Genomic DNA, 26,087 nt, shown 5'->3' with positions numbered 1-26,087 from the left:
GCCGTACCTACAGTAGGGCAGTGTCCAATTTGCGCCGCCTTCGGCGTCGCGAACTGGCGGTTCAGCCCCTTTGCACGAGTCTCTCCACGTATTTGGCGATGATGTCGACCTCCAGGTTCACCGTCGCTCCGACGGGCGCGGTGCCCAGCGTGGTCAGGGCCAGCGTGGTGGGGATGAGCGAGACCTCGAACCAGTCCTTGCTGCCGTCGGGGGCGGCCTCCTCGGCCAGGCCCAGCCCGGACACGGTGAGCGAGATGCCGTCGACGGTGATGGAGCCCTTCTCCACGACGTAGCGGGCGATGCTGTCCGGCAGCGAGATTCGCACGACCTCCCAGTTCTCCGAGGGGGTGCGCGCGAGGACCGTGCCGGTGCCGTCGACGTGGCCCTGCACGATGTGACCGCCCAGGCGGCTGTTCACCGCGGCAGCGCGCTCGAGATTGACGCGCGAGCCGACCCCGAGGCCGCCGATGCTGGAGCGGTTCAGCGTCTCGGCCATGACGTCGACGGTGAAGACGTCGGATTCGACGGTCTCGTCCACCACGGTCAGGCATACGCCGTTCACCGCGATCGAATCGCCGTGCCCGGCATCGGCGGTGACGAGGGGGCCGCGAATGGTGAGCCGGGCCGCGTCGGCCAGTTGCTCGGAGGCGACGATCTCGCCCAGCTCCTCGACGATGCCTGTGAACATGCCCTGCCTCTCCCTTACGCCTGCGGCCGCGGTGCCGGGCCCGCCGCTCGGGGTAACCGCCCGAGCCGCGGGCGGTATTCCCGGCGCGCCGTTGCCGCCCGGTTCTCCCCCTCAGCCTAACGACGCCGGGTCGTAGGCGACATGCGGCCTAGTTCACTGGAGCGTTCGAGACTTCGAGGCACGGCGAAGCCGACGAACCGGACCAGAGGTGGGCTAATCGAACCGATTGCCGACGTATCCCAATTGAAATTCGGGCATTTCCAGATTTAGCGAATTAGCTAATTCGGGCTAATCGGGCGGGCGTACCCAATTCGCGACTCGCTTACACCAAATTCTTGCGCCACAGCGAAAATGGACGCAAGATTGTTATGCAGCTGATTTCACGGTTCAACTGCCCGGCAGTTCGACATCACCCGCGGTCCGCTCCGCAGCCGACTACCCCGCAGCTCAGCTACTCAGCTGTACAACTTCTCCGCAGTTCTCCGGCGAGACAGCAGTTCAACGAAGAACGGTCTACCCACCCGTGGCCAGTCCCGGTCCGGGTGCTCCTCGCAGCAGTCAAACTCAGGAAGGTTGGGCCCTCGCGGGCCGGATCCAGGTGGAAGACAACACTTTTAGGGGTGCGGTGTGACAACGATGCTTCTCGATTCGACACTCGAGGTTCGTTGCGTTCAGTATCGGCGCGAATTTCATCTGCCGGCATCGATCGATCCGACGTCACGGCACATCCTGCTGGAGATAGGCAGCCGGTACGGCGCCATCACCATGCCCGCCGAACTCGGCGAACGCGTCCAACAGCGGCTCGCCGCAGCCGATCTGGCCGGTCCGGTGGTGCACCACCCCCGGGCCCGGCGCTGGACGTTCATCACCGGCCCGACCCGGCCCGACGGGCTCGGCGCCGCGGTCTCGGCCACGCTGTTCCGCATGTACGCCACGGTCGCCTGCGCGGGCGCGCAGGTGGTGCTCCCGTCCGCCGATGACGAGCGGACGGGTTATCGCACCTGGATTCAGGCTCCCGAGAGCGCCACCGCGGTGCCGCCCCTGGAGTCGGTCGTCTCGGCGCTGCTCGAGCGCTGAGACCGGACCCGCGCGACTAGGAGGCCGACGCGGCCTCGACCGCGATCACCTTCTGCCGCAAGGCTTCCACCGTGGCTGCCGGGTCGGCGGTGCCGTACACCGCCGATCCCGCCACGAAGCAGTCGATGCCCGCCTCGGCGGCCTGTTCGATGGTGTCCATATTGATGCCGCCGTCGATCTCGACCACCAGGCGCAGGTCACCCGCGTCGACCAGCCGGCGCACCTTACGGGCCTTCTCCAGCACCTCGGCGATGAAGGACTGCCCACCGAAACCGGGCTCCACGCTCATCACCAGCAGGGTGTCGAAATCCTTCAGGATCTCCAGGTACGGCTCGATCGGGGTGCCGGGCTTGACCGACAGACCGGCCTTGGCCCCCGCGGCGCGAATATCGCGGGCCACGGCGATCGGGTTGTCGGTGGCCTCGGCGTGGAAGGTCACGTTGTACGCGCCCGCCTCGGCATAGCCGGGCGCCCAGCGCTCGGGATCCTCGATCATGAGGTGGCAGTCCAGCGGAATGTCGGTGGCCTTCAACAGACTCTGCACCACCGGCAGGCCCAGGGTGAGATTCGGCACGAAGTGGTTGTCCATGACATCCACGTGCACCCAGTCGGCGCCCTCGATCGCCTTCACCTCGTCACCGAGACGCGCGAAGTCAGCGGACAGGATGGACGGGGCGATCATCGGCGCGGGCCGCTGAAAGGGCGAGGTAGGAGTGCACACAGGCGGCAGTCTAACGGGCAGGCCGCACCCCGGACCCCGGCACCGTTGCGAGGGCGTCCGGAATCCGCGATCGCTGCCATTGCGCTGATTGCCGGCGGCTGGAATGGGTAGCCTAGTGCAGGTGATCAACATTTCGGCGGAACAAGGGCTGCGTGCCACCCCGGTCGAGATCGGTGTCGCCGCATCCGTCTCCCAGTTGCCCATCGTGCGCGGACTCGCCGAAACACTGGTGCTGCTCAGCGATTTCACCCTCGACGAGGTCGCCGACATTCGCCTGGCCGTCGACGAGGCCGCTTCCACCGTGATCGGGCTGGCCGCGCCCGGCACCACCCTGCAGTGCGTCTTCACCGTCGGTGAGAACGACCTGGTGGTGCGCGTCAGCGGCGTGGCGGCCACCGAGGGGCTGCCCGACCAGCGCAGCTTCGGCTGGCATGTCCTGCGCACCCTGTCCGACGAGATCGACGCCAGCCAGGGCGCCTTCGACGCGACGGTCTCCGGTTACCCGACGACAGTGGAATTCCGGCGGGTCCGGGGGAAGGCGTAGTGCACGACGAGGACATCATGTTCGAAGCTTCCGACTCGCCCCACCCCGAGAAACCCGAAGAACACGACGGCGCCGCCGCGCCCGAGAACGGCTCGGACCCGACGGCCGCCGAACCCGCCGCGACCGCCGAGGCCGACGCGGAGGAACCGGTCGACGCCGAAGAGGCCGAGGAGGTGGTGCGCAGCGTCTCCGGCTACGACGACGTGGCGGGGTTGTTCGAACAGCTCGCCGCCGCCGATCCGGCGTCCGCGCACCGAGCCGTCCTGCGCGCGCAGCTCATTCGGCGCTGCATACCGCTGGCCGACCACATCGCCCGCAAGTTCAGCGGTCGCGGGGAGCCCTTCGACGACCTCACCCAGGTGGCGCGGGTCGGGCTGGTGCACGCGGTGGATCGCTTCGACATCTCGCGCGGCTCCAACTTCCTGTCCTTCGCGGTGCCGACGATCATGGGCGAGGTGCGGCGGTACTTCCGCGACAACACCTGGGCCATGCGAGTTCCGCGGCGGGTCAAGGAAACCCACCTGCGCATCGGCTCGGCCATCGACACGCTGTCGCAGCAGCTGGGCCGCTCGCCGACCGCCAAGGAGATCGCCGCCCAGCTCGGCATCGATCCGGACGAGGTGACCCAGGCGGTCATCGCCGGGAACGCGTACCAGCCCAGTTCCATCGACGCGGTGTCGGTGGGGCGCGATACCGAGGCGTCGCTGCTCGACACGCTCGGCGAGGAGGAATCGCAGTTCGATCGGGTCGAGGAGTACGTGGCGATCCGGCCGCTGCTCGCGGGTCTGCCCGAGCGCGAGCGCCGCATCCTCACCATGCGTTTCTTCGAATCCATGACGCAGACCCAGATCGCGCAGCAGATGGGCATCTCCCAGATGCACGTGTCCCGCATTCTGGCGAAAACCCTTGCGCGACTTAGGGAGCAATCGGCCCGGGAGTGAACGCTCCGAAGCGAGCGAGACCCGCCGTAGAGGGCTTGCCTCGCCCGGTTCGCGGTGCGACGATCGATCTCGTCGGCACGTACCGCATCCTCGGGCGGGACCATGAGGCAACACCGCGATCAACGCATTGTGAACCAGATCGACCAGCTCGTGAACGAGCAGCTGGCCGGCGGGGAACCGTGTACCGGCTACGACTACGGGGATCCGGATTTTCCGCGTTGCCCGCATCCCTGGTGCGACGAGGAGTGGCACGGGCTGCCGATCACCACGCGGATGGCCGAAATGCGCTGGCGGGGCCGGGTCGATCCCGGTTATCGGTATCCCGACGACAGCTCGCCGGTGCTGTGCCCGGGCTCGGACGACGCAGGCACCTATTCCACCGCCGATCAGAGTCGAGCGCTGGCCGAACTGCTGCGGTCCATGGCCGCCCAGCCGGTACGGCGCCGCACGCACGCGCGGCCGCAATGGTGGTGCTGCTTCCACGCGGGTGATCTGGACATCGTGCCCGCGGGCTTCGGCGAGCCGGGGACCCTCCGGCGATTCATCCAGGTCAACGGCGAGACAATCGAACTGGAGCCCGACGAGGACGGCGCGTGCGTCCTCGGCCGCAGCGATCCCGGCGCCGATCGCGACGAGTGGCAGCCGCAGTGGATGGCCATCCACTGCCGCGAGGCCCCGCGCGCGGGGGTGTGGGTCGCGTGGCGGCCCACACCCCCGGGCGAGGACTACTGCGACTGAAGCGGTTTGCGCAGCGCGGCCACGAACATGGCGTCGGTGCCGTGCCGGTGCGGCCACAGCTGCGCGCCCGGGCCCTCGCCCAGATCCGGCACGCCGGGGACGAGTTCGCGGGTGTCGAGCTGTTCGGCGCCGGTGCGGCGGACCATGTCCGAGACCACCGAGACCGTCTCGGGCAGATGCGGCGAGCAGGTCGAGTAGACGACCACGCCGCCGGGGCGCACCAGATCCCATGCGGCGGTGAGCAGTTCACGCTGCAGTGTCACCAGGTCACGCACGTCGGACGGCTGCCGCCGCCAGCGCGCTTCCGGACGGCGGCGCAGCGCGCCCAGACCGGTGCAGGGCGCGTCGACCAGTACGCGGTCGTAGCCGGGGGTGAGCCCGCTGTCGCGGCCGTCGGTGACGTGGATGTCGACCGGCAGGCCGCGCGTGGCCTGGCGGACCAGCTCGGCGCGATGCTCGGCCGGTTCGACGGCGTCGATGTGGAAGCCGTCGATATCGGCGATCGCGCCCAGCAGCGCGGTCTTGCCGCCGGGACCCGCGCACAGGTCGAGCCAGCGGCCGCCATCCGGACCTTCCAGCGGAGCCTTGGTCACCGCGAGCGCGACGAGCTGACTGCCCTCGTCCTGCACCGCGGCCAGGCCCTCGCGCACCGGTTCGAGCTTGCCCGGATCGCCGCCGTCGAGGTACACCGCGTACGGCGACCAGCGACCTTCCTCGCCGCCGGTCACCAGGGCCAGTTCCTCGGCGCTCATTTCGCCGGGGCGGGCCACCAGGTGCACCAGCGGGCGGGCGTCATCGGCTTCGAGGACGTCGCGCAGTTCCCCCGCGTGCGCGCCCAGCGCGTCCGCGAACGCCTGGGCGATCCACACCGGATGCGCGAACTCGAAGGCCATGTGCCCCAGCGGATCCCGCGGCGCGAGCTGTTCGACCCATTCCTCGGCGGACTTCTCCGCCACCCGGCGCAGCACCGCGTTCACGAAACCGGCGCGCCCGATGCCGAATTCGGCGCGCACCAGGGCCACCGAGGTGTCGACCGCCGCGTGCGCCCCGATCCGCGTCCGCAGCAACTGGTAGGTACCCAGCCGCAGCGCGTCCAGCAGCGGGCCGTCGATCTCCTCGATCGTCCGCCCGGCCCCCGCCTCGATCACCGCGTCGAGCAGTCCGAGCGACCGCGCGGTGCCGTAGGTCAGCTCCGTGGCCAGCGCGGCGTCCCGCCCACTGATCCCGCGCTCGCGCAACAGCCCCGGCAACACGAGGTTCGCGTACGCGTCCCGCTCCCGCACGGCCCGCAACACGTCCCGCGCCACGACCCGCACCGGGTCCAGCCCGGCAGTATCGGCAGATCCCCGCTCCCCCACCGGCTTCCGCTTGGCGCCCGCCCCGTCGCCGCCCTTACCGCTCGCCCCGTCGGCACGCTTGCTCCGCGCCGGCGCGGCGCCCTTGCCCGCACCGACGGACTTCTTGTCCCCGCTCGCACGCTTCGGTACGCCACCGTCGCGCGCGGTCGATCGTGTCACGGCGCCGGCGCCCTTCGGCGCACTCCCACCGGTGCTTTCATCACGTGCGTTCGACCGAGCCGCGCCGCTCGCAGGCTTCGATGCGCTCCCTCGCGCGGGTCGAGCGTCATCACCCGCACGAGGGGATGTGCCGCTGCCGTATCCGTCGCGCTCGGACGCACCGGTGCTCGCGGATCGCTTCGGCGCTCCGGCCGATCCTTCCGATCCGTCGGCACCGCGCGCGCCGCCCTGGGCACGCCGCGAATCACCCTGAGCGGCAGCCGATCCGCGCCCGTCCTCGCTGTTCCGCCGGCGATCCTGCCCAGTCGAGCGTGCGCCGCCCGCGGTGAATCCGGCGTCGTCGCGGCGGCCTGGGCCGCCCGCGCGGGAGCCGGTCGATCCGGAGCGCTGCTCCCCCGCCGCCGAGCGCGTGCTACCGGCCGAACGCGAGCCGCCGTCGCTGTAGCGCGCGCCGCCATCGGCCGAGCGCGGGCGGGTCTCATCACCGCGAGCACCGGCCGGCGCGCCGCCGCGAGCGCGGTCACCGACCGGGCTGTAGTCCCATTTGCCGCGCGCGTCCGCACCGCGGCCGCCGCGCAGGGGCGCGCCGGGCGCACTGCTCACGCCGCGCTGATCGCCCTGGGATCGGGTGCGCTTGCCGCCCGCGGTGTTCGGCTTGGCGGGGCGGTCGGCGGAGTTGCCGCCCGCGCGGGAGCCGCGCGGGGCGGACACGCCACGGTCGGTGTCGCCGCTCGGGCGGTCGCGGCCGTCGCCGGCCCCGGTTGTGTTGCGGGACTTGTTGTTCTGCGCGCCGGGCCGCCAGTCACGCTTGGGGGGTTTGGCGCCGCGGCGCGGCTCGCCGGGGGTTTCTCCGCGATCGGAGCGGGTCATTCGACCACCGCGCCGGGCTGGAGGCGGGCGCCGCGCGCCCAGTCGAGGGCAGGCATCATGCGCTTTCCTTGGGGTTGTACCTCGGTGAGGCGGACGGCGGTGGTGGCGGTGCCGATGAAGACGCCCGACTTGCGGACCTCGACAGCGCCCACGGGGAGGGTTTCCTCCACCAGTTCGACGGGGCCGAGTTTGACGCGCTTGCCGTCGACCTCGGTCCAGGCCCCCGGGCTCGGGGTGACCGCCCGGATGCGGCGGGAGACGGCCAGGGCCGGTTCGTCCCAGCGCACGTGGCCGGCTTCGGGCTCCACCTTGGGGGCGTAGGAGACGCCGTCGGTGGGTTGCGGAACCGCTTGCAGAGCACCGGCTTTCACCCCATCGAGGGTGGATTCCAGCAGCTGCGCACCACTTTCGGCCAGGCGCGCCAGCAGCTCACCCGAGGTGTCGGTGACGCGGACCTTTTCGGTGACGGTGCCGAAGACCGGGCCGGTGTCCAGCCCCTTCTCGATGAGGAACGTCGACGCGCCGGTGATCTCGTCACCGGCGAGTACCGCCGACTGCACCGGCGCTGCCCCGCGCCAGGCCGGCAGCAGCGAGAAATGCAGATTGATCCAGCCGTGGCGCGGAATCGCCAGCACCGACTCCGGCAGCAGCGCCCCGTAGGCCACGACCGGGCAGCAATCGGGGGCCAGCTCGGTGAGCCGGTCGATGAATTCGGGCTCGGACGGCTTGCGCGGGGTCAGCACCGGAATGCCGTGCTCGTCGGCGAGCAGTCCGATCGGCGACCGGGTGACCTTGCGCCCGCGCCCGGCCACCGCGTCCGGCCTGGTCACCACCGCGACCACCTCGTGGTTCGCGGATTCGATGAGCCGCCGCAGCGACGGCACCGCCGGCTCGGGGGTTCCGGCAAAGACCAAACGCATCAACGACTCCGTTCCCGGGTGCGACGGCCGCCACCGATTTCCGAGGCCGCCAGCACCGTGATTCCCTGTGTGAACCAAGACGATTCACGCAGTGTGCGCATCGCCTCCTTGCGCGTGGCCGGATCCAGTCGCTGCAGGAACAGCACGCCGTCGAGGTGATCGGTCTCGTGCTGCACCGCGCGCGCCAGCAGCCCTTCGGCCCGGAACTCCACCGGCGCGCCGTCCATGTCGACCCCGCGCGCAATGAGTGTCTGCGCGCGGGTGACGTCCTCGCGCACGCCCGGAATCGACAGGCAGCCCTCGGGGCCGACCTGGGTCTCGTCGCCGATCACCTCGAAAACGGGGTTGATCAGATGCCCCTTGGCCTCGCCGGTGTCGTAGACGAAGACCCGCAGGCCCACGCCGATCTGCGGGGCGGCCATGCCGACCCCGCCGCTCTCGTACATGGTGTCGAGCAGGTCCGCGACCAGCTGCCGCACCTGGGGATCGAACGTGGAGACCTCCGCCGCGCGGGCGCGCAGGATCGGATCGCCGAACAGGCGGACAGGCTGGATGGTCACGTGCAACTCCCGGTCGCGAGCGAATGCGGTCGCCCTATTTTACGGATACGACCGACCCGCCACGCCGCGCACCGTGCGGCAACGGTCACGAATGCGCTGCCAGGACCACTTCCTTGATGCCGGTGCCGAGCGCCACGGGCACGCACACCGGCGTCGCGGCGTGCGCCGGATCGAGCAGGGCGAGCACCAGTTGCTGGACGAACGGGTCGTACACCATATGGAAATGCCCGGTCAGGTCATCGGCGCACATCTGCTGCAGCACGAGATTGGTCGCGCCCGCACCCTGCAGTGCGATATTGGCGTTCGGCTGGATCATTTCATCCACCGTGCTGCCGATGGTGGTGTAGCGCACACCCGGCACGGTGTCGCCGCCCGCGTTGAGCGCGGTGATGAACGGGGATCCGGCCGCCTGCTGAATGGCGGCCTCCGAACTCGCGAGCTCGGCCAGATCGAACAGCACCGGCGCGTTCTGCGCGACCGGCACCAGTCCGTACATGATGCCGCCGTAGCTCGGCGAGGCGAGCCCGATCCACTGACCGACCTTCGGCGCTCCACCGAGCTTGTTGACGTAGTAGCGGGTGACGCTCGCACCCTGGGAGAACCCGACCAGGTCCACCTGCGCGGCCCCGGTCGCGGCGAGCACCTGATCGACGAATTCGCCTATCTGCGCCGAACTTTCGAACACGTCCTCGGTGCCGTAGCTCTCCGCGTCCGGCTTGCCGCCGTAGTTGAGCGCGAAGACGCACAGTCCGGCGCCCGCGAGCTGCGGTGCGATGGCGGACCAGTCGGAGTAGGCCGAGGAATCGGTTCCGTGCGCGAGCACAACCGGCCGCGGATGGTCGGCGGTCGGCTTGCACGCGAAGTCATTGGCCCCCGCGGGAGCGGCATTCGGATGCGCGGCCAGATATCGGGCCGCGCCCAGATGATCGCTCTGCACCGGCCCGGCACCCACCGGGACCAGCGCCGGACGTGTGGCGGGCGCGGCCGAGGCCGTACCCGATTGCAGCGGCGCCCCCGCGCCCGCCAGCACGCCCAGTAGTACTACCCCGACCGGCGCGACGCTGTGCAGCGCTCTGCGCGTCCGGCTCCTCCACATTCCCATATCGAAATGATGACTTGTGAAGTGTCACAACGCGGTGTCGAACGGGGTGTTTCTTACGCACTACTTTTCGGGGGTGTCGTCTTCGGCGAGGATTCGGTACAGCGACCGCCGCGCCTCGGTGAGAACCTCTGCGGCCTTTGCCGCTTGGGCCGGCGTACCGACCGCGGCGACCTGTGCGACCGCACCCATCAGCTGGCCGATGAGCCCGCGCAGATCCAGTGCCTGATCGCCGACGCCGTCCTTGACCTCCTGCCAGGGATCGCCCAGTTCGGCGCGATTGGCCTCGAGGTACTCGGTGCCGGATTCGGTGAGCTTGGCCGTCTTTCGACCCGCCACCTTCTCGATGAGGACCAGACCCTCGTCCTCGAGCTGCGCCAGCGCGGGGTAGATCGATCCCGGGCTCGGGCGCCAAACGTCTTCGCTGCGTTCGCGAATCTGCTGGATCAGCTCGTAGCCGTGCATGGGCCGGTCCTGCAGCAGCAGGAGAATGGCCGCGCGCACATCGCCGCGCCGGCCGCGTCCACCGCGGCCGCGACCGCGACCGAAGTGCGGGCCGCCGCCGGGACCGAAACCACCGGGACCGAAGTCCGGGCCGAAACCACCGCGGCCGTGACCGCCGTGCCGATGCGGGCCGTGCTCACGCGGACCCTGTCCACGCGGGCCGCCGCGACGCATCCGCGGATGTTCGGGGCCCTGCTGCTCTTCCGCGCGCAGTCGCCGCCAGGGGCCGCGGCCCCGTTCTGTGTTGTCCATGTGTTCCATGGTGTGCCTCCTAAGGCTTCAACGTTGTTCTTGACGCTATCGACGATATATCGACAATCTATCCAAGGCAAGTGTGTCGCGGGACACGAACCTGCCGGTTCGGACTTTTCAGGCGGGACGGTCGATCAGGTCGTGTTTGGCGAGCACCTCACGCAGCGCGGTCGGGCGATCCCAGGTCGGCAGCGGCTCCACCAGCTCGAACTCGCAGCCGAGCGCTGTCGCGCCGCCGTCGGCCTCGACGCTGTCGCCGACCATGAGCGCGTTCTCCGGGGCGACGCCGAGGCGCTCCAGCGCGGCGTCGAAGATGCGGCGATCGGGTTTGATGGCGCCCAGCTCGAAGGACAGCGCGAAGTAGCCGATATATCGGTCCCAGCCCCGGCTCGCCAGCGCCGGACGCAGATCGAAGGCGATATTGCTGACCACGGCGACGCGGATGCCGCGCTCGTGCAGCGCCCGCAGCACCTCGCCGGTGTCGGGATACGGCGTCCAGGCCAGCGGATCGAGAATGAGTTCGTAGAGTTGCCGCGCCGGGAACGAGGGCACACCCGAACGCTCGAGCACCTGCAGATAGGCGGCCCGATGCAGGGCGGGATCCAAATCCCGGTTCTCCCAAGCGTGTTGACCCTCCGCGTCGAGCTCGACGAATTGCTCGACCGGCGCGGTCATGGCCCGCACGATGTCGGCGACCTCGTGTGCGCTCAGATCGCGTCCGTCGGCGTGGGTCAGTTCCGCCTCGCGAAAGCGCTCGTCCTCCAATCGGAAGATCGTGCCGGAGAAGTCGAATAACACTGCTTCGATCGCCATCTCGCCACGATACACAGCACACTTTCAGCTAACTTTTTGGCAACGGGCAGTCCTCTACTTGTCTGAGGAGTTTGCTACGGTGGTCCCATGTCCGACTTCCCCATGCTCCGGGTCGACGCCGTCGATTTCGTCCGCGATGGAAACGCGCTTCTGCAGGGTGTTTCACTCACCGTGCGCAGCAGTGAACACTGGGCGCTGCTGGGACCCAACGGGGCCGGGAAGACCACCCTGCTGCGCATGCTCGGCGCCTTCGAACACCCCACCCGGGGCACGGTCGAGGTACTCGGCAACCGGCTCGGCCGCGTCGACATGCGCGAGCTGCGCACCGCGATCGGGCACGTCGACCCGCGCCACACCCCGCGCAGCCCGCTGACCGTGCACGAGGTGGTACTCACCGGGGCGACGAATACCGCCGAGCCGGTGCCGCGTTGGCGGCCCAGCGCCGAACAGCGCGCTCGCGCCGCAGAACTCGTCGATCTGCTCGGCCTGGCACACCGCCGGGACGCGCCCTGGCCCATCCTGTCCCAGGGTGAGCGCGGGCGCGCACTCATCGCGCGGGCGCTCATGCCCAGCCCGCGCCTGCTACTGCTGGACGAACCCGCCACCGGCTTGGATCTCGCGGGCCGCGAACAGTTGCTCGAACGCGTCGACGCCCTGCAGCGCGCACATCCGGATCTGGCGTCCGTGCTGGTGACGCATCACCTGGAGGAGCTGCCGCCGGGGACCACGCACGCGGTCCTGTTGCGCGCGGGGCGGATTCACACGGCCGGGCCGGTGGATGAGGTGATCACCACCGAGCACATCGGCGCGGCGTTCGACCATCCGGTGCGGATCGTGCGCGAGGACGGGCGCTGGAGCGTGCGCGCGGCGCAGGCCGCCCACCGCTGAGTTCGCGCCGCGCACAACCGAGTTCCCGGTTCGGATCCGACCGCGGGCGGAATTCCATGCCCTACCGGGTGTGCGCGGTCGTCAGCCGCACAGGGATGGGATGGCCGACGGCCGCGCCCGGCCGGCACGGTCCAGCGCGCTCGGTCGGCCGATCATCGCTTCTCACACCAGGGAATCGATCCAGCGCTGGAGCCGCTCGCCTTCGGCCGCCATCATGTCCGGGTCGCGAAAGGTATTGGTGAGCAGGGAGATTCCCTGGTAGGAGGAGAACAGGGCGACGGCCAGCTCGCGGGCGTCGGCGCGTCCCATCGCGGTGAACTGTGACTCGATCCAGGTGAGCAGTTCCCGCATCACCGCGGCGAGTTCGCGTTCCAAGCCGTCGGAGCGTTTGTCCAGCTCCGTCGCGAGAGTTCCCGAGGGGCAACCGAATTGGGCCGCCATGTCCCGCTGGTCGACCCAGCCGCGGACCAGGGCCTTGAGGCGTTCCGCGGGCGCGTCGAGCTGCTCGAGCGCCGCGATGACGTCTTTCAGCGTGCGCTCGTGCGCGCCGATCGCGGCCTGGATCAGCTGGTCCTTGGTCTTGAAGTAGTAGTACACGTTGCCCACCGGCACGTCCGCGACCCGGGCGATGTCGGCGATCGTGGTCTTCTCCACGCCGCGCTCGTAGAACACCTGGGCCGCGGCGTCGGCGAGCCGCTCGCGCTTCCCCGCTCGCGGCGCCGGCTTCGCTGTCGCGCCATCCGAGACTGAGTTAGTCATGCGACTGACTATAGACAACGACCGGTCGGACGGTCTATCTTCTGTTTAGTCAGCCAACTAACTCAGGAGTTCGAAGCAATGATCGTGGTAACCGGAGCAACCGGAAACGTCGGCGGCATCGTGGTGAACCTGCTCGCGCAGGGCGGGGAGAAGGTCGTGGCGGTCTCGCGCGGCGAACTGCCGGTGAACCTGCCCGAGGGCGTGGAGCATCGGCGTGGCGACGTGGGCGATACGGCGAGCCTGGCCGCGGCGGTCGCGGGGGCGGACACGCTGTTCCTGCTGATCGCGGGTGAGCAGTTGGTGAGCGGGCCCGATCCCCGTGAAGTGCTCGAAGTCGTTGCCGCACAGGGTGTGCGGCGGGTGGTGCTGCTGTCGTCGCAGGGCGCGGTGACACGGCCGGACAGCCCGGGGTACGCCCGCCTGCTCGCCTTCGAAAAGGCACTCGCCGCATCGGATCTGGAGTGGACGGTAGTGCGCCCCGGCGGTTTCGCCAGCAACTCCTTCGCCTGGATCGAGCCGGTGCGCACGCGGCGCACGGTGCCCGCGCCGTTCGGCGATGTCGGGCTGCCGGTGGTGGCGCCGTTCGACATCGCGGCGGTCGCGGTCGAGGCGTTGCGGGCGGACGGTCATCACGGCCGGGCGTACACGGTGACTGGACCGGCGGTCGTCACGCCGCGCGAGCAGGCCGAGGCGCTGTCCGCCGCACTCGGCGAGCCGGTCCGGTTCGTCGAGCTCACCCCCGAGCAGGCACGGACCGAACTGCTGAAGTTCATGCCCGAATCGGTCGCCGATCACACCCTGTCGATCCTCGGCTCCCCGACCGAGGCCGAACAGCAGGTCAGCCCCGACGTCGAACGGGTCCTGGGCCGCCCGGCCACCGGCTACGCCGACTGGGCGAAATACGTGGCCGACGCGTTCCGCTGAGAGCCCTCATCCGGGCGGATGTCAGATGCCGGCCATCTACCGAGAGGTCGGCAGGCACTGTCTCCGGCACCGGTGCCGGGCGAGTGTTGTTGCCCAGAAACTGATCATCGGGCACGACCGCTGCGACGGCCGACGGCGCAGCGGTGATAGACGCCGGGGCCGGCCCCCGGCGACTTGCTGGGCTGCCGTGAGGTCGCGGTCTGCGGTGCCGCGCCAACGCCGGACGATGTGACGGCCGTGGCGGGCACGGGCCCGTCAGCCGATGTCGATCGGGTCGATCTGAACGCGCAGGGGGTCGTCTGATTTGTGGGTGCTGCGGACCGCCTGGGCGGCGGTGAGGGCGCGGGACAGGGCCGCGGCGCCCGCGCGGTCCACACGCAGGATCATGCGCTCGACCTCGGCCGGGGAATCGCCGGAGGAGAACGGTTTGCGGGCGCCGGGCGGGAGCGGAACCGGGCCCAGTACCTCGACCTGGTCGGGAAGCTTTGCCTGGGTGAGCAATTCGGCGATGGAATCGGCGGTGCCGTCGATGGCGGCCAGGCGCACCGCCGGCGGGAACCGCACCTCGGTGCGCTCGTCGAGTTCGAATCGGGCGTGCCCCACCGGATCCCAGCGCACCAGCGCCGCGACGGTGGGCAACCCCGCGTCCGCCATGACGAACGCCTGCCCGCCCGGCCGCACCAGCGCGGCGGCGGACATCCACCGCCGCAACGCATCCTCGGCGGCTCGCAGGTCGGCTCGCCCCAGCAGCGCCCACCCGTCCAGCAGCATGGCCACCCCGTAGCCTCCGGGCACCGTGGGCTCGGCCCCGATGGTGGACACCACGACCTGCGCCCCCGCGGGCACCGTGTTCAGCACCGAAGCGCCGCCGGACCCCCGCACCGGCACCCCGGGAAAGGCCCGCCCCAGCTCCTCGGCGGTGCGGGCGGCGCCGATCACCACGGCCCGCAGCGCCCGCGAACCGCAAGCGCCACACCGGAACGCGGCCTCGGTGATGCCGCACCACCGGCAAGCCGGACTGTGCGCCCCCGCCACCCCGTCCCGCGACGAGGTCAACCCGGACCCGCGCTCGTACGCCGGGTCGGAGAGGTGTGCGGGCTGTCGCGCGGCGGAGCGTGAACCCGGTCGGCCTTCGGACTGGGCGGCGGCGCGGCGGACCGCGCGATTCGGCTGTGACGCTGGGGAATTGTCGGGCAGGGCCAGGGGGCCGTTGCAGTGGCGGCAGCGGGCGGGGGTGCGGCATTTCGAGCAGGAGAGGGCGGGGATGTAGCCGCGGCGGGGCACCTGGACGAGCACCGCTTCACCGGCGGCGAGGGCCTTGCGGGCGGCGAGGAAGGCCGCGCCGGGAATGCGGATCGCCTTGGCCATGGGATCGCGTTCCAGGGCGGCATCGCTGTCACCGGGAGCGATGATGCGCGGCATGACGTGGCGCAGGAGTGCGCGCTCCGCCAACAGGTCGTGCGCCCAGCCGGATTCGACGATCGCCTGCACCTCGGCCGTACGCGCGAAGCCGCCGGCCACGAACGCGGCCCCGGTCTCGTGCGCCCGCAGCATGGCAACCTCCCGCGCGTGCGGGTACGGCGACCGCGGCTCGGCATAGGTGTCGTCCCCGTCGTCCCACAGCGCGATCAGCCCGAGATCTTTGACCGGCGCGAACACCGAACTCCGGGTCCCCACCACCACCCGCGCGGTCCCCCGCAACGCCGCCAGCCACCGCCGGTACCGCGCCGAAGGCCCCAGCCCGGCCGCCAGCCCCACCGCCGACTCCCCCACCAGCGCAACACATTCCGCCAGCACCCGCTCCAGATCCCGCTGGTCCGGCACCATCAGGATCGCGCTGCGCCCACTCCCCACCGTCGTGGCCGCCAACTCCGCCAGCCGCGTGGCCCACTCCTCCCCCGGCAACGCCTGCCACCCCGCCCGCGGCCCCCGCCCCGCCGCCAACGCCCCGAGGAACGAATGCCCGTGCACGTACCGCCCCCACCCCGGATACAGCGCGGCGACATCCACCCCCGGTTCCCCCACCGCCACACTCTCTCCCCCGCCGGCGCTGTCCTCCCCGACCACCTCACCATCGGCCGCGGCGGCTTCCGCTCGCACCCGCTGATCACCGGATGTCTCGACACTCACACGCGCCGACTCACCCTTGGACGCACCAGCATCTACACGCGCCGACTCACTACCCAACGCACCGGCATCCAGACGTGCCGACTCACCACCGGACGCACCAGCATCCGTACGGACCGACTCACCACCGGGTGCGTCGACTTCCACATCGGATACCGCACCATCGGCTGGCTCGTCTACGACGGTCGGGGACGCGCCGCCTCGCACTCCCTCCGACGGGACCGAATCCTCCGCGTCTGAAAATTGTTCTGTCTCAGCCGCTTCCACAGATTGCGCCAGGCCCTCACCAGCCCCCACCCGCGAGGAGTCCACACCCGCGGCGCTCCCACCGACCGCACGCGACGGCGTCGAGCCAACATGCGACATAGCTTCAGGATTCTCCCCGCCGCTGCCCGCGGGCCCATCCGCAGCGGACGGAGCACCGCCGACGGCTTCGGCGATGCCCGCTCCGGACGCGCCGCCGGCCAGCACTCGCCCAGACCGTGCCGATCGTCCGCCGACGTCTGAAAATTGTTCCGTCTCAGCCAATTCGGGCTTCTGCCCCAAGTCCCGAGCGGCATCCGCCAGAGAAACATCGCTGCCCGCCGCGTCGCCGCCGGCATCGATCGCATCCACGCCCGGCGTCGACGAGCCGACACCCGCCACGACGTCCGGATTCGCGGCGCCGTCGTGTCCGGGCTCGTGCGCGGCGGAGGGAGGGCCAACGACAGCCTGCCCACCGGGTCGAGCGACGCCGGGATCGGCCGATCCGTGGCCCGCCGATCGTTCGATGTCCGACACGGCATCCGCCCGCCGGTCGGTCTCAGCCGAAACCGGTTTCAGACCTGCGTCTTCGGATCGCCGCTGGGAGCCTTCGCCGGCAACCGTCCGCGAACCCGCATCCTCGTCCACGCCAGCGTTCGCGGCCTCGGCTCCGCTCATGCCCGGCCCCCGCGAAGCATGCGCGGATCCCGGCTCTCGATGCCCGCGCGGCGGCACAACGCCGGATGCGGTGGCGCCGGACCCGACCGACGCCGCATTCGAGACCGGTTGCGCCGCTACGTTTCCGAGCGCGGAACCGCTCGCGCCGGTGGGGGCCGAGGCGGGCGCGAGGGGAGAGTCCGCGCCCCCGGATGGGATGGAGGCCGGCGGACCTTCCGTGCCGGCGGAGGCCGGCGAACCTTCTGCGGCGGCGGCAGCGGGCGGGTGAGCACCGCTCTGCGCAGCGGATGTGCCTTGTGCCGTTGGTGTTTCGTCGCCGGGGGTCTCGAACTCCTCGTCCAGCAGGACCGGTTCGGGGTCGCCCTGGAAGTGCGCGCGGGCCGACGGCGCGCGTTTCGCGGCGGACTTGCGGGCCTTGGTGACCTTCGTCGAGCCTTCGGGCCCTTCGGATTCCACCTTCGCGTGGCGGGGCGGGATGGCCAGGCGCAGGACGTCCGCCCGGGTTCCGGCGTAGCGGGCGGCTACCGCGGTGACCAGGGTCAGGATCTCGGGGGTGAGGACGCGTTCGCTCGAGACCACGCGGTCCAGGCGGACCAGACGGCCGGTGTGATCGGTCTTTTCGAGGCGTTCGAGGATGTAGCCGTCGATGACGCGGCCGGAGAATCGGACTCGAACGCGAACGCCTGGTTGGGCGATCTCATCCATCTCCGCGGGGACCAGGTAGTCGAAGTCCCGATCGAGATGGGCCGGTTCCAGCAGCGGGAGCACCCGCGCGATGGGGCGTCCCGCCGCCGGTCCGGTGTCGGTCAATTACAGACCGGCGGCAGCGCGCAACTTCTCCGCGCGGTCGGTGCGCTCCCACGGCAGATCCACGTCGGTGCGGCCGAAGTGGCCGTACGCGGCGGTCGGCGCGTAGATCGGGCGCAGCAGGTCCAGATCGCGAATGATCGCACCCGGGCGCAGGTCGAAGACCTCGGCGATGGCCGCGGAGATCTTGGACGGATCGACCCGCTCGGTGCCGAAGGTCTCCACGAACAGACCCACGGGCGCGGCCTTGCCGATGGCGTAGGCGACCTGCACCTCGACACGCTCGGCCAGCTCGGCCGCGACGACGTTCTTGGCGACCCAGCGCATGGCGTAGGCGGCCGAGCGGTCGACCTTCGACGGATCCTTGCCGGAGAACGCGCCGCCACCGTGACGGGCCATGCCGCCGTAGGTGTCGACGATGATCTTGCGACCGGTCAGGCCGGCGTCACCCATCGGGCCGCCCAGCACGAACTTGCCGGTCGGGTTGACCAGCAGGCGCACGTTGGACACGTCCAGCGGGTTCGGCAGCTGCAGCTCGGACAGCACCGAGTCGACGACCTTCTCCCGGATGTCCGGGGTCAGCAGGTTGTCGAGGTCGATGTCGGCCGCGTGCTGGGTGGAGATGACCACGGTGTCCAGGCGCTTGGGGATGTCGCCCTCGTACTCGATGGTGACCTGGGTCTTGCCGTCGGGACGCAGGTACGGCAGCACGCCGGACTTGCGAACCTCGGTCAGGCGACGCGAAAGCTTGTGCGCCAGCGAGATCGGCAGCGGCATCAGCTCGGGGGTCTCGATGGTGGCGTAGCCGAACATCAGGCCCTGATCGCCCGCGCCCTGACGCGCGATGGCGTCGTCCTCGCCGCCGACGCGGGCCTCGTGCGAGGTGTCCACGCCCTGCGCGATATCGGGCGACTGCGCGCCGATGGCGACGTTCACGCCGCAGGAGGCGCCGTCGAAACCCTTTGCGGAGGAGTCGTATCCGATCTCCAGGACCTTCTCGCGAACGATGGTCGGGATGTCGGCGTATGCCGAGGTGGTGACCTCACCGGCCACGTGCACCTGGCCGGTGGTCACCAGGGTCTCCACCGCGACCCGGCTGCGCGGATCGGCCGCGAGCAAGGCGTCGAGGATGGAATCGCTGATGGCATCACAGATCTTGTCCGGATGACCCTCGGTCACGGACTCACTCGTGAATAGGCGGCTGCCAGTCGTGCGCACAGTTATTCCCTCTCCCTCAACGGGTTTCTCGTATCGGCCTGTGACGGTGACGGCTTCGCGTCACCGCACAACCCCTTGTTTCAGACTATTACCAAACCATCGGTCACAGGGCGAGCACGCCCAGATGCCCCAAGGATTGTGGCTCAGACAGTAGACCGTCGGCGTCGACGGCCTGCCCGTTCGGTGTGTCGCGGTCTCCGTCTCAGCGCAGCAGCGGGCCGAGCGCGTCGAGCACCCGGCTCGCCAGCAGCGCCTTGGAGCCGTGATCGAGCGCGATCTCGGTGCCGTCGGCGCCGAGCAGCCAGCCGTCGTTGTGGTCGACCTCGAAGGCTTTGCCCTCGCCGACCGCGTTGACCACCAGCAGGTCACACCCCTTGCGCGCCAGTTTGGCCCGCGCGTGAGTGAGCACGTCGGCGTGCTCGTCACCGGTCTCGGCCGCGAAGCCGACGATGGCGGTGCCCGCCAGCTGCCCCTCGCGCCGGGACTGCACGAGCCCCGCGAGGATGTCCGGCGTCTTGGCCAGCTCGATCGAATTGGGCTCGTTCGCGCCCTTTTTGATCTTCGCCGCGGCCACGTTCACCGGCCGGAAGTCGGCCACCGCCGCGGCCATGATGACCGCGTCGGCGCCGATCGAATGCTTGTCGACCGCGACCTTCAACTGCTCGGCGGTGGTCACGTTCACGACCTCGACGGCAGCGGGCACGGCCAGCCCCGCGGTGTTGCCGGCGATGAGCGTGACCTGCGCGCCGCGTTGAGCGGCGAGCCGCGCGATGGCGTAGCCCTGTTTGCCGGAACTGCGGTTGCCGAGGAATCGCACCGGATCCAGCGGTTCGCGGGTGCCGCCCGCCGAGACGACGACGCGTTTGCCCACGAGATCACGCGGGATGGCGTCGGTGCGCTCGAGCAGCAGGGTCGCGAAACCGAAGATCTCCTCCGGCTCGGGCAGGCGCCCGGCGCCGGTGTCGGCGCCGGTGAGCCGCCCGTGCGCGGGCTCGAGCACGATGGCCCCGTGCGCGCGCAAGGTCGCCACGTTCGCCTGCGTCGCGGGATGCTCCCACATTTCGGTGTGCATCGCGGGCGCGAACAGGATCGGACATCGGGCGGTCAGAAGTGTGGCGGTGAGCAGATCGTCCGCGCGGCCGGATGCGGCGCGCGCCATGAGATCGGCTGTCGCGGGGGCGATGACCACCAGGTCGGCCTCCTGGCCGAGTCGCACGTGCGGGACCTCCGGCACATCGGCGAAAACGCCGGTGTGCACGGGATGTCCGGACAGCGCCTCGAACGTGGCCTTGCCGACGAAGTTCAGCGCCGACTCGGTGGGAATGACGCGCACCTCGTGCCCGGTTTCGGTGAACCGGCGCACGAGGGCGCAACTCTTGTACGCGGCGATACCGCCGCCGACACCGACGATGACCCGGGTCATCGCATGCCCCGGGTGGATTGTGTCGTCACTACGCCTCCAGCGCCGTAGAGAATTGCCTTGCCTTTGCTCGCACCGAGGGCTTATTCGCCTTCGGAGTGCTCCAGCAGGTCGGCGTGGATCTCGCGCATGGCCACCGAGAGCGGCTTCTCCTGCAGACCCGGCTCGACCAGCGGGCCGACGTATTCGAGAATGCCGTCGCCGAGCTGGTTGTAGTAATCGTTGATCTGCCGGGCCCGCTTGGCCGCGTAGATGACCAGCGCGTACTTGGACGAGGTCCGCTCCAGCAGTTCATCGATCGGCGGGTTGGTCAGGCCGATCGGAGTGTCGTAGATGGCCGCGGTCTTCAAATCCGTACTCACTAGGAAGGCTCCTGCGGGGTTGTTCGGAAGGTGGCTGGTGTTCGAACCGAACGGCTCACTTCGAAGATGAGCCGTGGTTCTTCGAGTACTACCTCGAAATTGTGCTAACGAACAAGGATACCAACTGCTCACAGGCAGTCGTCACCTCGTCGTTCACTATGACGATGTCGAACTCGTCACAGGCCGCCAATTCGGTCTTGGCGGTGAGCAGCCTGCGCTCGATGACCTCGGGCGATTCGGTGCCTCGCGAGGTCAGCCGGGATACCAGTTCTTCCCAGCTGGGCGGGGCCAGGAAGACCAGTTGGGCTTCCGGCATGGCCTTGCGGATCGAGCGGGCGCCTTCGAGGTCCACCTCGATCAGGACCGGGTGACCGGTCGCGAGCGCTTCGCGCACAGGTGCGGCGGGGGTTCCCGACCGCTGTAGTCCACCGTGGATATCGGCCCATTCGAGCAGCTCGTCCGCCACGATCATGGCGTCGAACTCCTCGCGGGTGACGAATCGGTAGTCGCGACCGTCCACCTCTCCGGGCCGGGGGGCCCGGGTGGTGGCCGACACACTGAATACCAATTCGGGCAGTCGTTCGCGCACGCAGCGCACGACGGTGGACTTGCCGACGGCCGAGGGACCGACCAGGACTACCAGTCGACCCTTCCGAGTGTGTTCGACCACCCTCGGATTATTCGGCGCTGAAGTCGAACCGGGCAAGCAGCGCCTTGCGCTGCCGGTCACCGAGTCCGCGCAGGCGGCGAGTGGGAGCGATTTCCAGTTCGCTCATGATTTCGGCAGCTTTGACCTTGCCTACCTTCGGCAGAGCCTCGAGCAGAGCCGACACCTTCATCTTGCCGAGAACTTCGTCCTTCTCGGCATCAGCAAGGACCGTCTTCAGGTCGGTACCGCCACGCTTCAGGCGCTCCTTGAGCTCCGCCCGGATGCGCCGGGCGGCTGCCGCCTTCTCCAAAGCAGCAGCGCGCTGCTCGTCGGTCAGCTGGGGAAGGGCCACGGTTCCTCCGTCTCATCGTTCATTGCATGTTCTCCCGCCGGGACTAACCCGGCGGTCTCAGCGACCGTACCCACGACGCTTGGCGATTGCGAACCCACCCCCCAGGTCAGCGCGTGATTCCGGGCACGACCGGGTTCGATGCACACCCTCGGCGGTGCGCTCACACCGGCCGTCGGCCTCCCTCGCGCGTAGCCACGAAAGTCGTTGTGGCCAGCGGTTTTTCAGCTTTCAAGGGGTGGATGGAAGCGGCTACGCGATGTCCGATTCAGAACGTGACCGACCTGTAATCATCCGACCTGGAACTTTCTGGATTTTCTCGGCGTGTCGCGCGATTAAGCACCGCGTGTCGCGCATCACCCCCGACATTCGAACACGATTCGAACACTCGGCGACGCCGCAGGTCGGACCGGCCATCGCCCGCCCACGGGCCTGTTTTGCGGCCCGAGGCAGCCGCAGACGGGTGAAACCTCGCGGACACGACTTCCCGGGCGTTTCACCCGTCACGATGGCTGAGACAGCCGCTCAGGCGCCGCCGCACGGCCCCCGGCTGTTCGCGGAGAGCAGAGTTCGCGCTGGACCCGGGCTCGTTCGGGTGCGCGGATCAGCGGTTCGGCCAGACGGCCTTCAGCCGGGGCGCGGCCTCCACGGCCTGGCGATGACCCGCCGCGAAGGCCGGCTCCAGGGCGGTGAAGCTGAACATGTCCATGCCGAACGCGGCGATGGCCGCCGCATCGGGAACGATGGCAATGGTTGTGGCGCTACCGATTTCGCTGTCGGACGGCGCGTGCGGGAAAAGGTGCGCGAGCGGTTCGACGATCACGATCACGTCGGCGTCGGCCGCCAGATCCGCGTTGATGGGCGAGCGCAATCCGCCATCCATATAGATGCGACCGGCGATGGGAATCGGCGGGAAGACACCGGGAACCGAGGTGCTCGACGCCAGGGCTTCGGCCAGCGTGGCTTCGCCGTCGCGGGTCCAGGCGCGCAGGTCACCGGATTCCAGGTCGATCGCGGTGATGATCAGATCGGCGTCCGGCCACTCCTGTGCACCGGCCAGCCCGCCGATACGAGCGATGTGGTCCGCCGGCTCACCGACGGGCATCTCCAGCGCACGGACGCCGACCAGCTTCCGGATGTCCCGCGCACCGAGTCCCGGCGTCGCCAGGATCGTCAGAATTTCACCGAACCCCGCCGGATTGATCGGTGTCGCACGCGTTTCCGCGGACGGCGGCGTGATCAACCGCTGCAGATCGCCATGGGTGGTCAGTACGGCTCCCACGACCGCACCCGCGGAGGTACCCACGACCCGGTCCGCCAGCGCGAGGTCGATTCCGGCCTCGCGCAAGCCGATAGCGAGACCCGCCATCCAGCAGATGCCGATCGCGCCACCCCCGCCCAGGACGAGAGCGTTGCCAATTCCCTTGGGCGACAGCGTGTCGGACATGAAACAACTCTACCCAACCGGCAGCCGATTTCCCCGCCGAACTCCCAATGCCGTACCGGGAGTACGGTTTGGTGTCGAATCGAATTGATCACGGCTGTTCAGTGTCATTACTGTCGGTGCCGCAGAGGTCCGGAATTCATGAACGACGACGAGTGGGCGGGTGCGCGCGCCACCGCCATCGACGATGCGATCTCGCTCATCCGAGAACGCGCGGAGGCCACGTCGGCCGGCGACGGCGACACCGCTCGAAGCGAGCGAGGTCGACGACACCTACAGCCCTCCGCGGATCAATTTCTCGATCTGACGATCCCGGCAGTCCGAAGTACTTCTACCAGTGGAATGTGAGCCGCACAGTCATGGTCGGATACGAGATCGAGAAGATGAACGCCCTCGCGAACTACATGCGAGAGCGCGGCGCGGCTATCCAGAGCAAAGTTCCGCTCGGCTGGCCCGGCCGGGTGGATGCCCGCAAGAGCATGGAAGCCTGCATGGTGGCAAAGACGCTCGACGAGACGCTCTGCAACCTGGATACGGTGCTCGAGTATCACGCTGGACGCATGCACAAGATGGCCGAAGCCACCGAGGCAGGTGCGGCCACCGGGCTGGCGATGGATGTCGCGAACGCGACCGCCGTTCAGCAGGCACCGACTCGATGACGGATAAATCGGCCAACATCACGATCCCCGTCGTCCTGAGCTGGATTCTGAACCACCTCGACGATGCAGTGCGGCAACTGAGAGCCGCGATACCGCTGATCGAAGCAGAGTTCACGGCCGCGGACAGCGAGTACGCCAGGTCCGGAGAGTTCTTCAAGGGCCCGGCCGGCAATGCTGCGCGCGAACGAAGCGGCACCGAGAAGTCCGACGGGCTCGCGACCGTGGACGTCATCGAGCTCCTGCCGGACATGGTCTCCGAGATCAACGAGACGTTCCGCAGCGAAATATCGAAGATCCGCAGCGTGCTCGAGGATGTCAGCTCCTCGAAATGGGACCTGTTCTCCGATTCCAACGGCAATGTGCAGTCCCGGAAGTCCAATTGGGAGACATCCAAAGAACACTGGTGGAACCCAGGGCGGGCCGCTAACCGCTTGGAACACACTCACCGAGTTCAAAGCGATCAGGCAGCAGGCCGAAGGTGCGGGCAAAGCGGGCGACTTCCAGCTGTCGGAGTTCGACGGACAGGGTGACGCACTCCGCCACGCCTACTGGAACGCCTTGATGACGGACAAGTACGGCGAAAATTTTGCCAAGAATTTCGCGACGGCACATGAAGGAATCGGTGGTCCAGCAAACCGCGAAGCGATGGATCTGTACAACAACAACATCGGCAGGCAGATAGCTCTGGAGAACCCCGGAGCCGCGGCCGATGACCTCAAATCCAAAGTAGTGGCCGCCATCGCGGACGGACAACTGATCGTGGTCAGCAAGGAGGATCCGAATGCGCCCGTCATCAAGTGGAGCGACCAGGTGAATCCCGGCCGGACCGGGCTGCCCGATGGCAAGGGAATTCCACTGCCGGCGAACACCGAATAGCGAGAGCGGAAAAGAAACAACGATAGGTCGCCGTAGTTATCGCGTTGCTGGTTCCGGCACTGAGCGCATGCACCTCGTCGCCTCGCGAAGAGCCCAGCGCTCGAGACGCGTGCACGCAAGGCACCGACTTGAAGGCAGATCTACAGAAGTTGGGTTCGAACCCCGCGGTGATCGAGCAGTTCCGACGTTTCGCAGCGGGCAACTCGCCCGTCAAGTTCGTCGAGGTGACTCGAGCCGCCGGTCTGAGCGACGATTGGGAACTCCTGGCCGAGGCCACTCCCGGCATGACCAGCGCCGAACTCAGCAAGAACGCGGGAACTATCGGGTGCTGGAAAAACATCCCGGAGGCCGAGGAAGATAGCGGCCACGGCTACTACGTCTTCACCAAAGGTACGAAAGTCGTACAGGTAGTCCCGTGGCAGGGGAACAGGCCCCTGGAGTTACAGAACCGGCGGGCTTTGACCGCCGAATCCGTCGTTTTCCCTGAGCATTTCGGCGCGATCAACCGGCTCGTTCCCGAGCCCTAGTGGCGTGATCGGCAGGAAATAACACCGTGCGAGACGGCCCGCCGGACATCGAGGTCGATGTGCCGGCGGGCCGTGCCGCTGGTAGTTCAGCGCTGCAGGAAGGCGAAGTCCTGTGCGAGCGTGCCGACCTGGTCGATCAGGGCCTGAACCGAGGGGCCGTGCTTGAGCACCTCGCGGGACACGTTGGGCAGCACCGCGCCCAGATCGGACTCGGGAACCAGGGCTCGGATCGACTCCGCTCCCCCGCCCTGCGCGCCGACGCCCGGCATCAGGATGGGGCCGTTGAGCTTGCCCAGGTCGGGGGCGGCGGTCAGCGTCGCGCCGATAACCACACCGACGGAACCGAACTCGGCTCCGGCGTTGGCGGCCGCGGCGTCGTCGACCATCCGCTGGGCGATCGTGCGGCCGTCGGGGCCGGTGATCGTCTGCAGTTCCGCCGCCTCCGGATTGGAGGTGGCGGACAGCACGAACACGCCGCGGTCGTTCGCCCGGGCCAGGTCCAGAGCCGGTGCCAGGGAACCGAATCCGAGGTAGGGCGAGACCGTCACGGCATCGCTGCCGAGCGGGCCGTCGCCGAGCCAGGCGTGGGCGTAGGCGTCCATCGTGGAACCGATGTCACCGCGTTTGGCGTCGGCGAGCACCAGGGTGCCCGCCGCCCGCAGCACCGAGATCGTGTTCTCCAGCACCGCGATTCCGGCCGAACCGTAGGTTTCGAAGAACGCCACCTGCGGCTTGACCAGCGCCACCCGGCCCACGAACGCCTCGACGCAGATCTCGGCGAACGTCTCGAGCCCGGCGGCATCCTCGGTCAGGCCCCAGGACCGCAGCAGGGGCGGATGCGGGTCGATGCCCACGCACACGGGTCCGTGCGCGCGCATCGCGTCCCGCAGCCGCACACCGAAACTCGGCACGC

At 69.1% G+C, this 26,087-nt stretch carries 27 protein-coding genes and 2 pseudogenes; 11 read left to right on the top strand and 18 right to left on the bottom strand.

Annotated elements, in window-relative coordinates; all coding sequences use genetic code 11:
- Window positions 1-61: 61 nt before the first annotated feature.
- Window positions 62-688 (bottom strand): riboflavin synthase, encoded by a 627-nt coding sequence (locus tag ABZ319_RS12040; protein ID WP_354986384.1) that lies wholly within the window; start codon window positions 686-688, stop codon window positions 62-64.
- Between the two features lie 636 nt (window positions 689-1,324).
- Between ABZ319_RS12040 and ABZ319_RS12035 the strand changes: the two genes are divergently transcribed.
- On the top strand, window positions 1,325-1,765 hold the full coding sequence (locus ABZ319_RS12035) for a hypothetical protein (protein ID WP_354986432.1): 441 nt from the start codon (window positions 1,325-1,327) through the stop codon (window positions 1,763-1,765).
- A 16-nt stretch (window positions 1,766-1,781) separates the two neighbouring features.
- On the opposite strand, the gene rpe is transcribed toward ABZ319_RS12035, so the two are convergent.
- Window positions 1,782-2,447 carry a ribulose-phosphate 3-epimerase gene (gene rpe, locus ABZ319_RS12030; RefSeq protein WP_354986431.1) on the bottom strand — a complete coding sequence of 222 codons (666 nt, stop codon included), beginning with the start codon at window positions 2,445-2,447 and terminating at the stop codon, window positions 1,782-1,784.
- 160 nt (window positions 2,448-2,607) lie between these two features.
- Between rpe and ABZ319_RS12025 the strand changes: the two genes are divergently transcribed.
- The 3 genes from ABZ319_RS12025 (at window position 2,608) to ABZ319_RS12015 (ending at window position 4,709) form a co-directional block, all read left to right on the top strand.
- Window positions 2,608-3,030 carry an anti-sigma factor gene (locus ABZ319_RS12025; protein WP_354986383.1) on the top strand — a complete coding sequence of 141 codons (423 nt, stop codon included), beginning with the start codon at window positions 2,608-2,610 and terminating at the stop codon, window positions 3,028-3,030.
- Window positions 3,031-3,047: 17 nt separating this feature from the next.
- Complete coding sequence (locus ABZ319_RS12020) at window positions 3,048-3,971, top strand: RNA polymerase sigma factor SigF (RefSeq protein WP_354986382.1); 924 nt, start codon at window positions 3,048-3,050, stop codon at window positions 3,969-3,971.
- A 129-nt stretch (window positions 3,972-4,100) separates the two neighbouring features.
- The gene (locus tag ABZ319_RS12015) at window positions 4,101-4,709 is read left to right on the top strand and encodes a hypothetical protein (RefSeq protein ID WP_354986381.1); all 609 of its coding nucleotides are present in this window, start codon (window positions 4,101-4,103) and stop codon (window positions 4,707-4,709) included.
- Here the strand turns inward: ABZ319_RS12015 and ABZ319_RS12010 are convergent.
- The 6 genes from ABZ319_RS12010 to ABZ319_RS11985 all read right to left on the bottom strand — a co-directional run bounded on the left by ABZ319_RS12010 (window position 4,697) and on the right by ABZ319_RS11985 (window position 11,244).
- Complete coding sequence (locus ABZ319_RS12010; protein ID WP_354986430.1) at window positions 4,697-6,067, bottom strand: transcription antitermination factor NusB; 1,371 nt, start codon at window positions 6,065-6,067, stop codon at window positions 4,697-4,699. The two genes, ABZ319_RS12015 and ABZ319_RS12010, sit on opposite strands and share 13 nt — an antisense overlap.
- A 1,025-nt stretch (window positions 6,068-7,092) precedes the next feature.
- Window positions 7,093-8,016, bottom strand: coding sequence for a methionyl-tRNA formyltransferase (fmt, locus tag ABZ319_RS12005; RefSeq protein WP_354986380.1), 924 nt, complete (start codon window positions 8,014-8,016; stop codon window positions 7,093-7,095).
- Window positions 8,016-8,576 carry a peptide deformylase gene (def, locus tag ABZ319_RS12000; RefSeq protein WP_354986379.1) on the bottom strand — a complete coding sequence of 187 codons (561 nt, stop codon included), beginning with the start codon at window positions 8,574-8,576 and terminating at the stop codon, window positions 8,016-8,018. The genes fmt and def overlap by 1 nt, the downstream gene beginning before the upstream one ends.
- A gap of 85 nt (window positions 8,577-8,661) precedes the next feature.
- A complete protein-coding gene (locus ABZ319_RS11995; protein WP_354986378.1) occupies window positions 8,662-9,678 on the bottom strand; it encodes an alpha/beta fold hydrolase in 1,017 nt (338 codons plus the stop codon).
- A 60-nt stretch (window positions 9,679-9,738) separates the two neighbouring features.
- Window positions 9,739-10,353 carry a PadR family transcriptional regulator gene (locus ABZ319_RS11990; RefSeq protein ID WP_354986429.1) on the bottom strand — a complete coding sequence of 205 codons (615 nt, stop codon included), beginning with the start codon at window positions 10,351-10,353 and terminating at the stop codon, window positions 9,739-9,741.
- 195 nt (window positions 10,354-10,548) lie between these two features.
- A complete protein-coding gene (locus ABZ319_RS11985) occupies window positions 10,549-11,244 on the bottom strand; it encodes an HAD-IA family hydrolase (protein WP_354986377.1) in 696 nt (231 codons plus the stop codon).
- A gap of 87 nt (window positions 11,245-11,331) precedes the next feature.
- On the opposite strand from ABZ319_RS11985, the gene ABZ319_RS11980 reads away from it, so the two are divergent.
- Window positions 11,332-12,132 carry an ATP-binding cassette domain-containing protein gene (locus tag ABZ319_RS11980; RefSeq protein ID WP_354986376.1) on the top strand — a complete coding sequence of 267 codons (801 nt, stop codon included), beginning with the start codon at window positions 11,332-11,334 and terminating at the stop codon, window positions 12,130-12,132.
- Between the two features lie 162 nt (window positions 12,133-12,294).
- On the opposite strand, the gene ABZ319_RS11975 is transcribed toward ABZ319_RS11980, so the two are convergent.
- A complete protein-coding gene (locus ABZ319_RS11975) occupies window positions 12,295-12,891 on the bottom strand; it encodes a TetR/AcrR family transcriptional regulator (RefSeq protein ID WP_354986375.1) in 597 nt (198 codons plus the stop codon).
- Window positions 12,892-12,969: 78 nt separating this feature from the next.
- Between ABZ319_RS11975 and ABZ319_RS11970 the strand changes: the two genes are divergently transcribed.
- Complete coding sequence (locus ABZ319_RS11970; protein ID WP_354986374.1) at window positions 12,970-13,815, top strand: NAD(P)H-binding protein; 846 nt, start codon at window positions 12,970-12,972, stop codon at window positions 13,813-13,815.
- Between the two features lie 255 nt (window positions 13,816-14,070).
- Here the strand turns inward: ABZ319_RS11970 and ABZ319_RS11965 are convergent.
- From ABZ319_RS11965 to ABZ319_RS11930, 8 genes and pseudogenes are all read right to left on the bottom strand, one after another.
- A pseudogene (locus tag ABZ319_RS11965) lies at window positions 14,071-15,780 on the bottom strand (primosomal protein N'); the annotation flags it as partial.
- 1,527 nt (window positions 15,781-17,307) lie between these two features.
- Window positions 17,308-17,640: pseudogene (locus ABZ319_RS11960) on the bottom strand (primosomal protein N'); the annotation flags it as partial.
- 33 nt (window positions 17,641-17,673) lie between these two features.
- The gene (gene metK / locus ABZ319_RS11955; RefSeq protein WP_354986373.1) at window positions 17,674-18,888 is read right to left on the bottom strand and encodes a methionine adenosyltransferase; all 1,215 of its coding nucleotides are present in this window, start codon (window positions 18,886-18,888) and stop codon (window positions 17,674-17,676) included.
- A gap of 202 nt (window positions 18,889-19,090) precedes the next feature.
- Window positions 19,091-20,311: a bifunctional phosphopantothenoylcysteine decarboxylase/phosphopantothenate--cysteine ligase CoaBC gene (gene coaBC / locus ABZ319_RS11950; protein ID WP_354986372.1), complete on the bottom strand. Its 1,221-nt coding sequence runs from the start codon at window positions 20,309-20,311 to the stop codon at window positions 19,091-19,093.
- 80 nt (window positions 20,312-20,391) lie between these two features.
- A complete protein-coding gene (gene rpoZ / locus ABZ319_RS11945) occupies window positions 20,392-20,670 on the bottom strand; it encodes a DNA-directed RNA polymerase subunit omega (protein WP_354986371.1) in 279 nt (92 codons plus the stop codon).
- 88 nt (window positions 20,671-20,758) lie between these two features.
- A complete protein-coding gene (gene gmk / locus ABZ319_RS11940; protein WP_354986370.1) occupies window positions 20,759-21,340 on the bottom strand; it encodes a guanylate kinase in 582 nt (193 codons plus the stop codon).
- 7 nt (window positions 21,341-21,347) lie between these two features.
- Window positions 21,348-21,671: an integration host factor, actinobacterial type gene (gene mihF, locus ABZ319_RS11935; RefSeq protein ID WP_067521651.1), complete on the bottom strand. Its 324-nt coding sequence runs from the start codon at window positions 21,669-21,671 to the stop codon at window positions 21,348-21,350.
- A 601-nt stretch (window positions 21,672-22,272) separates the two neighbouring features.
- Window positions 22,273-23,115, bottom strand: a complete 843-nt coding sequence (locus ABZ319_RS11930) for a patatin-like phospholipase family protein (protein WP_354986369.1) — start codon at window positions 23,113-23,115, stop codon at window positions 22,273-22,275.
- Between the two features lie 138 nt (window positions 23,116-23,253).
- Between ABZ319_RS11930 and ABZ319_RS11925 the strand changes: the two genes are divergently transcribed.
- From ABZ319_RS11925 to ABZ319_RS11905, 5 genes are all read left to right on the top strand, one after another.
- Window positions 23,254-23,460: a hypothetical protein gene (locus ABZ319_RS11925; protein WP_354986368.1), complete on the top strand. Its 207-nt coding sequence runs from the start codon at window positions 23,254-23,256 to the stop codon at window positions 23,458-23,460.
- Window positions 23,457-23,771, top strand: a complete 315-nt coding sequence (locus tag ABZ319_RS11920; protein ID WP_354986367.1) for a hypothetical protein — start codon at window positions 23,457-23,459, stop codon at window positions 23,769-23,771. The genes ABZ319_RS11925 and ABZ319_RS11920 overlap by 4 nt, the downstream gene beginning before the upstream one ends.
- Window positions 23,768-24,301: a hypothetical protein gene (locus ABZ319_RS11915; RefSeq protein ID WP_354986366.1), complete on the top strand. Its 534-nt coding sequence runs from the start codon at window positions 23,768-23,770 to the stop codon at window positions 24,299-24,301. The genes ABZ319_RS11920 and ABZ319_RS11915 overlap by 4 nt, the downstream gene beginning before the upstream one ends.
- Window positions 24,302-24,332: 31 nt before the next feature.
- Complete coding sequence (locus ABZ319_RS11910) at window positions 24,333-24,647, top strand: hypothetical protein (protein ID WP_354986365.1); 315 nt, start codon at window positions 24,333-24,335, stop codon at window positions 24,645-24,647.
- A 167-nt stretch (window positions 24,648-24,814) separates the two neighbouring features.
- A complete protein-coding gene (locus tag ABZ319_RS11905) occupies window positions 24,815-25,174 on the top strand; it encodes a hypothetical protein (protein ID WP_354986364.1) in 360 nt (119 codons plus the stop codon).
- Between the two features lie 86 nt (window positions 25,175-25,260).
- Here ABZ319_RS11905 and pyrF read toward each other — a convergent pair whose 3' ends face one another.
- A complete protein-coding gene (pyrF, locus tag ABZ319_RS11900; protein ID WP_354986363.1) occupies window positions 25,261-26,085 on the bottom strand; it encodes an orotidine-5'-phosphate decarboxylase in 825 nt (274 codons plus the stop codon).
- Between the last annotated feature and the right edge of the window lie 2 nt (window positions 26,086-26,087).

This window comes from Nocardia sp. NPDC005978 (assembly GCF_040614455.1).
Taxonomy (GTDB): domain Bacteria; phylum Actinomycetota; class Actinomycetes; order Mycobacteriales; family Mycobacteriaceae; genus Nocardia.
The sequence above is the reverse complement of the archived record's forward strand: the minus strand, read 5'-3'. Positions and strand labels throughout refer to the sequence as shown.